The sequence below is a fragment of the Microbispora sp. NPDC004025 genome, from assembly GCF_053604425.1.
Window position 1 is genome coordinate 1 of sequence record NZ_JBSGHN010000029.1, and the last position, 12,873, is coordinate 12,873.

Sequence of the window (12,873 nt, forward strand, 5' to 3'; positions counted from 1 at the left end):
ACCGCCGTCGAACTCCGCAACCGCCTCACCACCACCACAACCCTCCGCCTCCCCGCCACCCTCACCTTCGACCACCCCACCCCCCACGCCATCGCGGCGTACCTCGACCGGGAACTGCCCGGCTCGGCGGGCGGCCTCGCCGGTCCGGCCCGCCGTACCGGCGCGACGCCCGCCGGCGGTCTGGCCGCCCTGCACCGCCGGATGCACGAGACGGGCAAGCACGACGAGGCGGCGGGGCTGCTGGTGGCGGCGTCGCATGTGCGCGGTCACTTCGGCGCCCAGGACCGGGACCGGTACGCGCTGCCGCCGGTCAGGCTGGCGACGGGCCCCGGCCGCGTCTCGGTGGTCTGCTTCCCCGCGCTGAGCGCGATCTCCGGGCCGCACGAGTACTCCCGGTTCGGCCAGGCGTTCCGGGACGACCGTGACGTGTACGTCGTGCCGTCACCGGGGTTCACCGACGGCGAGGACGACGCGCTGCCCGACTCGCTGGAGACGCTGATCCAGATGAACGTCGAGGGGCTGCGGCAGTGCGTGGGCGACGAGCCGTTCGTCGTCGTGGGCCGTTCCATGGGCGGCTGCGTGGCGCACGCCGTCACGGTCGCGCTGGAGGAGCAGGGCCTGCGGCCGGCCGGGCTGGCGCTGATCGACAGCTACCCGATCGACGCCTCCGCCCAGGAGGGGATGGGCTGGTGGCAGGGCGCCATGATCGGCGGCATGCTCGAACGCATCGACCGGTTCGACATGACGTTGCACGACACCCGGCTGACGACGATGGGCGTCTACAACCGGTTGTTCATCGGCTGGCAGCCCAAGCCGGTCGACACCCCGATCCTGCTGCTGCGCGCCGCCGAGCCGCTGCGCGGCACCACCGTCGACCCCGCCGACCCCGGGCGCTGGCAGGCGTACTGGCCGGTGTCGCACGAGGCGGTGGACATCCCCGGCGACCACTTCACCACGCTGGAGGAGCACGCGGGCACGACCGCCGACGCGATCCGCTCCTGGATCAAGGCCCTGCGCCTGGACGAGCGCGCCGCGTGACGCGTCTCCCGGCCGCCGTGACGGGCGCGGCGGCCGGCACGGGGTGGGCCGCCGCGGGGCCGTTCACCGGGCGTGGCTACGGCGCCTTCTCCTCGGCGCGGGGCAGGACGCGCCGGACGGCCTCGCGGGACCCGGAGACCCGCAGGCCGTGTTCCTCGGCGTCGGCGAGGGCGAGGCCGCCGGCGAGGAGGGCGAGGACGCGCGGCGGCGGGCCGGTGACGGTCGCGTCGGCGTCAGGGTCGGCGCCCAGCCGTAGCGAGACCCGGCCGGCCTCGACGTCGACCACGACCGTCTGGTCTCCGGCGCAGATCTGGATCGACGACGCGGGCCGGTCGGGTTCGTGGTCGGAGAGGAACATCCGGACGGGCAGGCGCAGCCACTGGCCGCGGAAGGCGTCCTCGGCCCGGTAATCGCGCATCAGCGGTACGCCCCAGTGGCCGAGCGCGGAGATCACCGACTCCAGTTCGGCGCCACGATCGGTGAGCCGGAACAAGGTGGCGGCGATCGGCGGCGGGGCGTCCTCGCGTTCCACGAGACCGGCGGCCTCCAGATCACGCAGCCGGTCCGCGAGCAGGTTGGTGGCGATTCCCGGCAGTCCGGAGCGCAGGTCGGTGTAGCGGGACGGACCGCGGGCCAGCAGCTCACGCACGATCAGCAGCGTCCACCGATCGCCCACGACGTCGAGGGCCTTGGCCACGGAGCAGTACTGCCCATAGGAGCGCATGGCCGCAGCCTACCATCCGTGCTTGAGACAATCACGCTACTGCTTGACTTTCTTGTCTAAGCACTTTAGTAGTACGTCATGGCCAACCTCGACAGGCAGGCGGCAGACTCACGGTCTCCATCCGGCCCGCCGCCCTTCGCTCCGCCTCCGGGCGCCGGTCCCCAACGCGCCGTGTTCGCCGTGCTGGCGCTGGGGGTGTTCGTCTCCACGCTCGACGTCTTCATCGTGAACATCGCCGTCCCGGCGATCCGGGCCGATTTCGCACGCTCCACCGTGGCTGAGGTGTCCTGGGTCCTGAACGCCTACGCGATCGTCTTCGCCGCGCTCCTCGTGCCCGCGGGCAAGCTGGGCGACGTGGTCGGCCGGCGACGGGTCTTCGTCGCCGGTATGTTCGCGTTCGGCCTGGGTTCGGCGCTGTGCGCGGCGTCGCCGTCCCTTGGGTTCCTCGTCGCCGCCCGCGTCCTGCAGGGGGCCGGAGCCGCCGCGGTCACTCCGACCTCGCTCGGCCTTCTGCTGCCCTCCATCCCGCCGCGGGGCCGCGCGGCCGCGATCGGCGCCTGGTCCGCCCTGGGCGCGGTCGGCGCCGCCTCGGGCCCGTCACTGGGCGGGCTCCTCACTCAGGTCAGCTGGCACTGGATCTTCATCGTCAACGTCCCCCTGACCGCGATCGTGCTCGTCGGCGCGTACCGCGTGCTGCCCGAGATCCGCGACCCCGCCCGTCCGCCGCTGCCCGACGGACTCGGCGCCGTCGTCCTGATCGCCGCCGTCGCCCTCGCCAACCTCGGCCTCGTCCAGGGGCACTCGTGGGACTGGGACGGACGGGTGACCGGCTGCTTCGTCGCCGCCGTCGTGCTCACGGCCGTGTTCGCCGCGCGTTCCCGGCGTCACCGGGCTCCGATCCTCGAACTGGGCATCGTGCGCGTCCCGGCGTTCGCGCTGTCCAGCCTGTCGGCGGCCCTGTTCTCGGCCGCGTTCTCGGCGATGCTGCTCGCCAACGTGCTCTTCCTCACCGGGACCTGGCACTACTCGATCCTGCAGGCCGGGCTGGCCCTGACCCCCGGACCCGTCGCGGCCGCGGTGTGCGCGCCGTTCGCCGGCCGGCTCGCACAGCGCGCCGGCCCTGGGGCCATCGGCGTCGCCGGGGCCGTGCTGTTCGCAGCCGGATCGGCGATGTGGGTCGCGTTCATCGGAGCGGAGCCCGCCTACTGGTCGGTGTTCTTCCCCGCCATGCTCATCGGCGGCAGCGGCGTGGGCCTCGCCCTGCCCGCGTTCACGATCGCGGCCACCTCCACCCTGGCGCCGCGGACGCTGGCGACCGGGATCGGCGCGCAGACCATGTTCCGCCAGGTCGGTTCGGCCCTCGGCGTCGCCGCCTTCGTCGCCGTCTTCGGCACCCCCACCGCGTCCACCGTGATCGGCGCCCACGCCGACGTCAGGTGGTTCATGATCGCTGCGGCGGCGGGCGCCGCCCTCGCCCTCGCCCTCATCCGCCGCGGACGGCCTGACGCGGTCGCCGCGCCGGGCACGCGCGACCGGCGGCCGACCCCGTGACAGCGCAATCAGATGTGAACGGAGAACAGACGTGAACGAAGAGATCGCGGCGCTCACTCGGGTGGCCACGTGGCCGAACGCCGACCGGCGCACCAGGATCGTGCTGGCGAACCAGTTCATGGCCGCCGGGCTCGACGCGGAAGGGTTCGCCTTCTTCGCGGACCTGTCGTCCCGGACGCCGGGCGACGGGCTCCTGCTGGCGCTCTCCGGCGCCTTCCAGTCCCGCCTGGACGGCCAGGCCGAGGCGGCGATCGCCAAGCTCGACGCCGCCGCCGCACTGGACTTCGGGCTCCCCCACTACTACCGGGGAATCTCCCTGGCGAGCCTGCCCGGGTGCGCGGGCCGGGCGGAGACCGTCGCCGAGGATCTGGAGTTCGTCCTCATGGTCAAGGACCAGTTCCCGCCGGGCTTCATGCGCCCCGTCCACGCGGCGCTGTCCCGCGCGTACGACCTGCTCGGCCGCACCGCGGAGGCCGAGCAGGCACGTGCCCGGGCCGGCCACCTGATCACCGACTACTGGGCGAATCCCGAAGACGGCTTCCGCTTCGTCCCCCGGCGCCTGGCCGAGCACGCGCCGGGCGTCTACGTGGCGCAGGGCTACGACTTCGCCGACGTCGGCTTCGTCATCACCGGCACCGGGGTGGTCGCCGTCGACGCCGCGAGCACCCCCGAGCACGCGGCCGAAGCCCTCCGCGAGCTTCGCGCGATCACCGACCTGCCCGTCACACACGTGATCCTCACGCACGCCCACTGGGACCACGTCGGCGGGCTCGCCGCCCTCACCGCCGACGGCGCCACGGTGATCGCCCAGGCGAACTTCCCCCACGAACTCGCCCTCCAGAACTCCGGCCCGCCGCCGCTCGGCTACTACCACCCACGCGGGCACAGCCGCCGCGTCGAGGTCAGTCCCGACCGGCTCGTGGCGGGCGTGGAGACGCTGACCGTCGGCGGCGTGGACTTCACGCTCGTCCCGGTCGCGGGAGGAGAGACCGAGGACGGGCTCGTCATCCATGTCCCGAGCCGGGACGTGGCCTTCACCGGCGACATGTGCATGCCCTATCTCGGCGCGCCGACCCTCGCGGAAGGCTCCCCACAGGGCCTGTTCGACGCGATGCGGGCGGTCATGGATCTGCGACCGCGCACGCTCATCCACGGCCACCCCGCGCTGACCGAGAACTACACGATCGAGGCCTTCCCCGGGCTGCTGGCGGCGCTGCGGGACCTGGAGCGGGCCGTCCTGGCCGGGATCTCGGAGGGCCTGACGCTCGCCGAGATCCTGCGGCTCAACCACCTTCCCGAGATCCTCGAGGACCACCCTGCCTCGGTCATGCCCTACCTGGTGACGCGGGACAACTTCATCCAACGCGTGCATCGCCAGCGGACCGGTTACTGGCACCGGGACGGTGAGGGGATCGAGCGCTTCACCCCCGCCGAGCTGTCGGCCGCACTGGACCTGCTGGGCGGCGGGAGCGCCGCGGCCTTCGTCACGGCAGGCCGCGAACTCGCGCGGCGCGGCGAGCACCCGCTGGCCCTGCACGTCGTCGAGCTGGGCCTGTCCAGCCATGCCGGCGCTCCCGACCTCGTCGGCCTGCGGCAGAGCCTGCTGGAGTCGATGGTCGCGCGGAACCAGATGCTCAACCCGTTCAAGTTCATGCACTACGCCGCACTCGCCAACCTCGAACTGGCACCGGCGGAGTGATCCCGGCGCCCGCCCGGCGGCATCGGGCGGCCGCGCCACTCCGGGCGGCGCGGCGAGCGGGACGACCGCGCTCGCGCCGCCGGACAGCAGGTTGTGTGGCGGGAGTCAGGCGATGAGCTGCTGCACGATGCCCAGCCGGTCCGGGAGGACCTCGTACTCGACGATCCTGCCGTCGCGGAACCGGATCGTGCTGATGCTCTGGCCGCTGAAGCGGCGGCCGCTCGGCGGGGCGCCGAACACCTCCCCGCGCTGGACGCCCTCGATGGTCCAGTAGACGACGACGCGATCGCCCTCCGCCACGGTGTCCGTCACGGTCGCGGTCACGCCCTCGACCGCCGAGCGCAGCCAGGTGATGTGCCGGACGAACCCCTCACGCCCCAGGTCGCCCCCGGCCGGCACCGCAGCGTCCGAGGCGTCGTCGGCGACGATCTCGTCGAGGACGTCGAGCCGCCCCTGCGAGACGACCTCCTCGTAGAAGCGTCTGGCGACAGCGCGGTTGATCTCCGTCGTACTCATGATCGGTCTCCTTGTCGGGTCGGTGGCGGGGTCAGCGGCGTGCGGCCGGCAGCGGGAGGATGCCGAGGCTCGCGTCGAGGCCTCCGTCCACGACCAGGGCGGTCCCGGTGACGTACGAGGCGGCCGGCGAGGTGAGGAACCAGACGGCCTCGGCCTGCTCGCGGGGCTCGGCGAACCGCTGCAGCGGGATGCGGCGCTCGATCTCCGCGGTGAGCACCGGGTCGTGGCGGACCCCGGCGTTGATCCGCGTCCAGGTGAGCCCGGGGGCGAGGGCGTTGACCCGGATGCCGTCGGGCGCGTGGTCGATGGCCGCGGCGCGGACCAGGTTGATCACCGCGCCCTTCGAGGCGTTGTACGCCCAGTTGCCGGGGTCGGCGCGCAGCCCGGCGACGGACGCGGTGACGACGATGGCGCCGCCTCCGGCCGCGCGCAGCGCGGGCGCCGCGGCCCTGATGCCCAGGATCGGCCCGCGGAGGTTGACCGCGAGGATGCGGTCGGCGGCCTCCACGGCACCGGGGGCCTCCCAGGGCCGGGTGCCGCCGATGCCGGCGTTGAGCACGACCGCGTCGAGGCGGCCGAACTCCCGCACCGCGAGCGCGACCGCGGCCCGGTTGGTCTCCTCCAGGGACACGTCGGCCGCCAGCGTCACGACGCGGTCGAGCGCGGCGAGTTCCTTGAGCGCGTGCTCGTCGTGGTCCACGGCGAGGACGGCGACGCCGCGCTCGGCGTACAGCTCGGCGGTCGCCCGGCCGATGCCCGAGCCCGCGCCCGTCACGAGGACGGCGTGCGGGGCGGAGATGGGTGAGGTCATGGCAAACTCTCCAGATTCCTGGCGGGTGCGGCTCGTCCCGCCGTCCGCCCCGCATCGATTTGCGGGACGGCGGCGAGCAGTTCGGCGGTATAGGCGGCGCGCGGGGTGCGGAAGACGTCGCGGGTGTCGCCCACCTCCACCAGGGCGCCGTCCTTCATCACCGCCACCCGGTCGCAGACCTGGCGGACGACGCCCAGGTCGTGGGAGATGAACAGCAGCGCCACCCCGGCCTCGCGCCGCAACCGCGCGAGCAGGGCCAGGATCTGCGCCTGGACGGTGACGTCGAGCGCGGAGACCGGTTCGTCGCACACGATCACCTCGGGCCGTGGGGCGAGCGCCCGCGCGATCGCCACCCGCTGGCGCTGGCCGCCGCTCAACCGCGAGGGATGCCGGTCCACCAGGGCGTCGTCCAGCCCGACCTCGCCGAGCAGTCCGGCGACCCGCTCGCGCCGCAGGCGCCGCGGCATCCTCCCCGGCACCGCCTCCCCGACGATCCGCTCGACGGTGAACCGCGGGTCGAACGAGCTGAGCGGGTCCTGGTCGACGAACTGGATGCGGGCGCGACGGGGGCGCCGGTCGCGCTCCAGCGCCCCGCTCCACGGCTCGCCGCCCAGCAGCACGGTCCCCGCGTCGGGGGTGATCTCCGCCAGCACGATCCGGGCGGTCGTGCTCTTGCCCGACCCCGACTCGCCGACCAGGCCGAGCGCCTCCCCCTCGCGCAGGTCGAACGACACGTCGTCCACCGCCGTACGCCACGACCCGTCCGGAGAGCGATATCGCTTGGTGATCCCCCGCACCGAGACGACCGCCTGGTCCTTCACCCGGGCCGGCGTCGCCGGCCTCACACGGGCGGGGGCCGGCCGTTCCCGGCCGGGGTGGAAGCAGCGGACCTCCCGGCCCGGCCCGTACCGCACCGCCGGCGGCAGCCCGGACCGGCAGCGGTCGTCGGCCAGCGGGCAGCGCGGAGCGTACGGACAGCCCTCGGCGGCCGGAGGGCCGATCCGGAGAAGGGGCGATTCCCGCACCGGGCCGTCCACGGCGGGCACGGCGGCCAGCAGGTCGGCGGTGTACGGGTGGGCCGGGGACGACAGCAGCGCGGCGGCCGGTCCCCGCTCCACGACGAGGCCCGCGTAGAGGACGGCCACGTGGTCGGCGAGCCGGCCCACCACTGCCAGATCGTGGCTGATCAGCAGCACGGCGGTGCCCGACCGCTTCCTGTCGCCGAGCAGGTCGAGCACCTGGGCCTGCACGGTGACGTCGAGGGCCGTGGTGGGCTCGTCGGCGACCAGCAGCGACGGCCCGGCGGCGATCGCGGAGGCGATCAGGGCCCGTTGCCGCAGCCCGCCGCTCAGCTCGTGCGGATACTGCAGGAAGCGCACCTCGGGGTCGGGCACGCCCGCCTCCGCGAGCAGCCCGATCACCTGGCCGTCGAGGTCGTCGCGGTCCGCCAGGCCGTGCACCTCCAGCGCCTCCGCCACCTCGTGGCCGATCCGGCGGAGCGGGTCGAGCGAGGTCAGCGCGTCCTGCAGGACGTAGCCGATTCGGCGCCCGCGCAGCCGCCGCCACTCGCGGGCGCTCAGCCGAAGCAGGTCGCGTCCGTCGAAGGACAGCGTCCGGGCGCGCACCCGGGCGCCCACCCCGGGAAGGCCGAGCAGGGTCCGGGCCGTGACGCTCTTGCCCGACCCCGACTCGCCCACCACCGCCAGGCACTCCCCCGCCCGCAGCGACAGGTCGACGTCGCGCACGGCCGGCACGACGCCGCGCCGGGTGGCGAAATCGACCGAGAGCCCGGCGACCTCCAGCAGCGGCTCCGCCGGGGACTCCCCGGTCATCGGGCCTCCCGCCTCTCGTACCGCGCCTGCAGGGCCCGCCCGACGACGGTGGCGGACATGACGGTCAGCGTGATGGCCACTCCCGGAAACAGGGCCAAGGTCCAGCTCGCGTCGAGGTAGTCGCGTGACTGGGCGAGCATCGCCCCCCACTCGGGGGCGGGCGGCTGCGGGCCGAGCCCGAGGAAGCTCAGCGAGGCCCCGGCGATGAGCGCGGTGCCCACGTTGATCGTGGCCAGGATCAGCAGGGGCGCGACGACGTTCGGCGCGATGTGCCGCAGCAGGATGCGCCCTGGCGTCAGCCCCAGGGTGACCGCCGCCCGCACGTACGCCGAGCCGCGGACCACCAGCGCCTGTGCCCGGACGACGCGGGCGAACCCCGGCGCGAGCGCGACGGCGATGGCCAGGACGGCGTTGCGCGTGCCCGGCCCGAGGACGGCCACGACGAGCAGGGCCATCAACATGGCCGGGAACGCCAGCAGCACGTCGGCCAGCCGCATGGCCGCCTCGCCCACCAGGCGGCCGCCCAGCGCCGCCACCAGTCCCCAGGCGGAGCCCACGAGCCCGGCCAGCAGGGTGGACCCGGCGCCGACCAGCAGCGACGGCCGCGCGCCGAAGACCAGCCGGGCGAACACGTCGCGGCCCAGCTGGTCGGTGCCGAGCGGGTGGCCCGCCATGGGGCCGCGCAGCGCGAGGGCCGGGTCCACCTGGTCGGGCGCGTGGGCGAACAGGCCGGGGGCGAGGGCGGCGAGGCAGACGAGCGTGAGGAACACGGCGGCCGGTGGCAGCCCCGTCCCCGGCAGCGCCACCCGGGCGCGCAGGGGCCGCGCGGCCACACCGTACGAGCCCTGGACGGTCACGCGGCGGCCTCCCTGACCCGGGGGTCGACGAGCCCGTAGAGCAGGTCGAGCCCGATGTTGATCAGTGAGAACGTGAGCGCGGAGAGCACGACGACGCCCGTCACGACCGGGAAGTCCCGGCCGCGCACCGCCGCGACCACGACGTGGCCGAGGCCCTGACGGGCGAACACCGTCTCCACGACGACGGTCCCGGCGAGAAGCTCGCCGAGCACCCAGCCGGACAGCGTGAGCACCGGCAGCGCGGCGTGGCGCAGCGCGTGGCGCAGCCGGACGCGGTGTTCGGTGGCGCCCCTCGACCGGGCGGTCAGCGCGAACGGCTGGTCGAGGGCGCGTTCGAGCCCTTCCCGCGTCACCTGCGCCAGCACGCCGGCGATCGGCAGGGCGAGCGCCGCGCAGGGCAGCACCAGTGCGGCCGGTCCGTCGTCGCCGAGCACCGGGAACCAGCCCAGGCGGAACGAGAAGACGGCCAGCAGCAGGATGCCGATCCAGAAGTTCGGCGTCGAGATCGAGCAGAACTCCAGGGCGCGGGACAGGGCCCGCGCGTGCGGCCTCCCGGCCGTGAGCAGGGCCAGCGCTACCGCCAGGCAGAAGCCGAGGACGGCCGCCCCCGTCGCGAGCGCCAGCGTGGGGCCGAGCTGTTCGCCGATCACGCGGCTCACCGGCCGCCCGAGCTGGTAGGAGCCGCCGAGGTCGGCGCGCAGGAGCCGGCCGAGGAAAACGGCGTACTGCACGGCGACCGGCTCCCGCAGGCCGTACTGGTCGCGGATGGCGTCGAGCACCTGGGGGGTGGCGTTGGCCTGGACCCCGCCCGCGATCACGCGGGCGGGGTCGCCGGGCACCAGCCGCATGCCGGCGAAGACCAGCGTCGCGGCGCCCCACAGCACCAGCAGGGTCAGCGCGATCCTGCGGGCCAGCCGGCGGGCCGTCGGCGGCACGGGATCAGGCCCCCAGCCAGGCGCCGTGGAAGACCGGGTAGGTCTGGGCGTCGAAGGAGACGCCGCGCACCTTCGCCGAGAAGGCGGTGAGCTGCACGGGCGTGTAGAGCGGCAGCACGTACGCCTGCCGGAGCACCTCGTGTTGCACGGCGGCGTAGTCCTTGCGGGCGACGGCCGGGTCTGAGGTCTCCGCCGCCTCCTCCACCCACCTGTCGATCTGCGGCGAGTCCACCAGCGCGACGTTGCCGCCGGCCTTGGCGTAGGTGTTGCCCGAGGCGAACGCGAAACGCAGCACGTCGGGCGTGGGCCTGGCGAAGCTCACGTCGACCAGGTCGTACTCGCCGCCGATGAGGTACGTGCCGACGAAGGCCCCGGTGTCCACGGCCGGCCGTTCGATTTTGATGCCGACGAGCTTGGCCTGGGCCTGGATGCCCTCGGCGAGCACGTCGCGCTGCTCCTTGTTGCCCTCCGCCCAGTAGGGCCAGGTGAGGGTCAGGGTCTTGCCGTCCTTCACTCGGTAACCGTCGGCGTCGGCGCCGGTCCAGCCGGCCTCGTCGAGCAGCCGCTTCGCCTCGTCCGGATCGTAGGCGGCCAGTTCGCTCTCGGCCGTCGCGTCGTAGGCCGCCGTGGTGCGGCTGAGCGGATTGCGCGCGACCGGGAAATGGCCGAAATAAATGTTGCGCACGAGTTCGCCGACGTTCACGGCGGCCGACAGGGCGCGCCGCACGCGCACGTCCCGCAGCGGCCCGCGGGTCTGGTTCAGATAAAGGTTGTAATTCAGCCCCGGCGTCTCCTGGGAATTGAGCGTGAAATCCTTGAGCGAGCGCAGCCGGCCGGCGTTCACCGGGGGGACGCCGCCGATCGCCCCCACCTGGCCGCTGGTGAGCGCGCCCCACCGGGTGGCGTCCTCGGGCACGAACTCGAACACCAGGGAGTCGAGGTAGGCCGCCCCCTGATGGGAGGCCCCCGCGGGCGGCGAGGCGTACCCGGCGTTCCTGCGCAGCGTGACGCGCTTGTCCTTCTCCCAGGAGACGAAGGAGAACGGGCCGGTGCCCACCGGCCGGTAGTCCGCGACCGGCTTCGCCAGCGCCGCCGGGCTCTGGATGCCCAGGTAGGGCACCGACAACGCCTGCAGGAACGGGGTGAACGGCCGCTTCAGCGTCACCTCCACGACGTGGTCGCCCACCACCCGCGACCTCTCGTACGGCGCGATCAGCGACGCGGCGTACGCGGACTTGGTGGCGGGGGCGACCACGTGATCGAGGGTCGCCTTGACGGCCTCGGCGGTGAACGGCGTGCCGTCGTGGAAGGTGACGCCCTCCCTGAGGGTGAACGTGTAGGTCCGCCCGTCGTCCGACACGGTCCACTTGGCGGCGAGCCAGGGGCCGAAGGTGTCCGGGCCGGTCTGCGTTACCAGGGAGTCGAAGATGTTGCGGTCGATCAGCCCCGTCACCGCGGTGGCCGCCACCGCCGGGTCGATCGACACCTGCGTCCCGGCGAGGGCGTAGGTCAGGGCGCCCCCGGCCACCGGACCGCCGCCGCCCGCCGCGCCGGCGGCCCGCGGTTCGTCCGTCCCGCCGGCCGAGACGACCAGGACCGCGGCGACGACGGCGACCACCGCCAGGACCGCGCCCAGGACGGCCGGCCGCCCGGACCTGAGCCTGCGTCTCCTGTTGACCTGCCGGTCGCCGGGGCGGACGGCGGTGTCGTCGCTCAATGACATCAGGGGACCTTCTTCGTCGGACAGGGGACACGAGGGCGTGGGCGTGCCGGGAGGGGGTGTGTCCGGCGGGGTCTGCACCGTCCCGCGCCGTCCCGCGCCGGACACACCGTTCCGCCGGGGCACGGCCGAGCCGGTATCACGAAGGCCCGGGAAAACACCGCGCGGCGGAAATTCAAATTCACTGCGGCGGCTAGATCACACCATATTCGAGCGGTACGGTCAATACGGGACCGCCATTTCCGATGCGATTCATCCTGCCGATCGGAATCAATTCGAATTTCCGATGGAAACCTGATCGGCGCACGATTCGGAGAAATGCGCGGCCGACGAGAAGAACGTGCTGAGAGCCTCGCCCGCCCGCGTCTCGATGGCCGGGTCCAGACCCTGCCGGCTCACCAGGCGCAGCCCGACCGAGTCCTGCGGCGGCAGCGGCGTGATCTCCTCCAGGCCGTCCGGGACGCCGTACGCGGTGGGCAACAGGGCGAGGCCGAGGCGCGCGCGGGCCGCGGCCAGCACGCCCTCCAGGTTGGTGGCCTCCGTCGTGATGCGGACCGACCAGCCGAGCCGTTCCAGCACGCTCACGGCCTGTCGCCGCAGGACGCACGGCTCCTGGAAGGCGACCAGCGGCACCGGCCGGTCCGGCGGCGGCAGGAACCAGCCTGGGGCGCCCAGCCAGCGCAGCGGCAGCGTGGCGACCTGCCGTCCCCCGACGTTGGGCACCACGCCGAGGATCAGCGCCATGTCGAGCGTGCCGCGCAGGGTCGCCTCGGCCAGCGTGGTGCTGCGGTCCAGCCGGAACACCACGTCCTGCGCGGGCAGCGCCGACACCAGGGCGCCGAGGAGGTCGGGCAACGCCCCGTATCCCGCGTGCTCGACGGCGCCCACCGTCAGGGCGGCGGGCCGCTCCGCCCCGAGGCGGCCCATGGCCTCGTCGTGCACGGCGAGCAGCCGCCGCGCCTCCACCAGCAGCACCTCGCCCGCCACCGTGAAGCGGGTCGACCGGCCGGTCCGCTCGACCAGAGGCTGCCCGATGACGCGTTCCAGCGATCGCACGTGCTGACTCACCGTCGGCTGGCTGGTACGCAGGGCGGACGCGGCACGCCCGAAGCCGCCGCACTCGGCGATGGCCACGAAAGTTCGCAGTTGCACGAGATCGAGCAATGCTCCCATGGCCGCATCATAGCGCA

General features: G+C 73.8%; 11 protein-coding genes. 3 read left to right on the plus strand and 8 right to left on the minus strand.

Features of this window, described 5'->3' with window-relative positions:
- Positions 1-1,038, plus strand: a 1,038-nt coding sequence (locus ACWEQG_RS38350; RefSeq protein ID WP_452292462.1) for a thioesterase domain-containing protein, incomplete at its 5' end; no start/stop codon positions are given.
- 76 nt (positions 1,039-1,114) lie between these two features.
- Here the strand turns inward: ACWEQG_RS38350 and ACWEQG_RS38355 are convergent.
- Positions 1,115-1,762 carry a winged helix-turn-helix transcriptional regulator gene (locus ACWEQG_RS38355; RefSeq protein WP_452292464.1) on the minus strand — a complete coding sequence of 216 codons (648 nt, stop codon included), beginning with the start codon at positions 1,760-1,762 and terminating at the stop codon, positions 1,115-1,117.
- 171 nt (positions 1,763-1,933) lie between these two features.
- Here ACWEQG_RS38355 and ACWEQG_RS38360 point away from each other — a divergent pair, with 171 nt between their 5' ends.
- On the plus strand, positions 1,934-3,313 hold the full coding sequence (locus ACWEQG_RS38360) for an MFS transporter (protein ID WP_452292466.1): 1,380 nt from the start codon (positions 1,934-1,936) through the stop codon (positions 3,311-3,313).
- Between the two features lie 31 nt (positions 3,314-3,344).
- A complete protein-coding gene (locus ACWEQG_RS38365) occupies positions 3,345-5,012 on the plus strand; it encodes an MBL fold metallo-hydrolase (protein WP_452292468.1) in 1,668 nt (555 codons plus the stop codon).
- Positions 5,013-5,117: 105 nt separating this feature from the next.
- On the opposite strand, the gene ACWEQG_RS38370 is transcribed toward ACWEQG_RS38365, so the two are convergent.
- The 7 genes from ACWEQG_RS38370 to ACWEQG_RS38400 all read right to left on the minus strand — a co-directional run bounded on the left by ACWEQG_RS38370 (position 5,118) and on the right by ACWEQG_RS38400 (position 12,856).
- A complete protein-coding gene (locus ACWEQG_RS38370; protein ID WP_452292470.1) occupies positions 5,118-5,528 on the minus strand; it encodes an ester cyclase in 411 nt (136 codons plus the stop codon).
- 31 nt (positions 5,529-5,559) lie between these two features.
- Positions 5,560-6,339, minus strand: a complete 780-nt coding sequence (locus tag ACWEQG_RS38375; protein WP_452292472.1) for an SDR family NAD(P)-dependent oxidoreductase — start codon at positions 6,337-6,339, stop codon at positions 5,560-5,562.
- Positions 6,336-8,171: a dipeptide ABC transporter ATP-binding protein gene (locus ACWEQG_RS38380; RefSeq protein ID WP_452292474.1), complete on the minus strand. Its 1,836-nt coding sequence runs from the start codon at positions 8,169-8,171 to the stop codon at positions 6,336-6,338. Before ACWEQG_RS38380 ends, ACWEQG_RS38375 begins: the two co-directional genes overlap by 4 nt.
- Positions 8,168-9,028, minus strand: coding sequence for an ABC transporter permease (locus ACWEQG_RS38385; protein ID WP_452292476.1), 861 nt, complete (start codon positions 9,026-9,028; stop codon positions 8,168-8,170). Before ACWEQG_RS38385 ends, ACWEQG_RS38380 begins: the two co-directional genes overlap by 4 nt.
- A complete protein-coding gene (locus ACWEQG_RS38390; RefSeq protein WP_452292478.1) occupies positions 9,025-9,963 on the minus strand; it encodes an ABC transporter permease in 939 nt (312 codons plus the stop codon). Before ACWEQG_RS38390 ends, ACWEQG_RS38385 begins: the two co-directional genes overlap by 4 nt.
- A gap of 4 nt (positions 9,964-9,967) precedes the next feature.
- Entirely contained in the window at positions 9,968-11,686 is a 1,719-nt protein-coding gene (locus ACWEQG_RS38395) for an ABC transporter substrate-binding protein (RefSeq protein WP_452292480.1), read from the minus strand.
- A 267-nt stretch (positions 11,687-11,953) separates the two neighbouring features.
- The gene (locus ACWEQG_RS38400) at positions 11,954-12,856 is read right to left on the minus strand and encodes a LysR family transcriptional regulator (RefSeq protein ID WP_452292482.1); all 903 of its coding nucleotides are present in this window, start codon (positions 12,854-12,856) and stop codon (positions 11,954-11,956) included.
- Between the last annotated feature and the right edge of the window lie 17 nt (positions 12,857-12,873).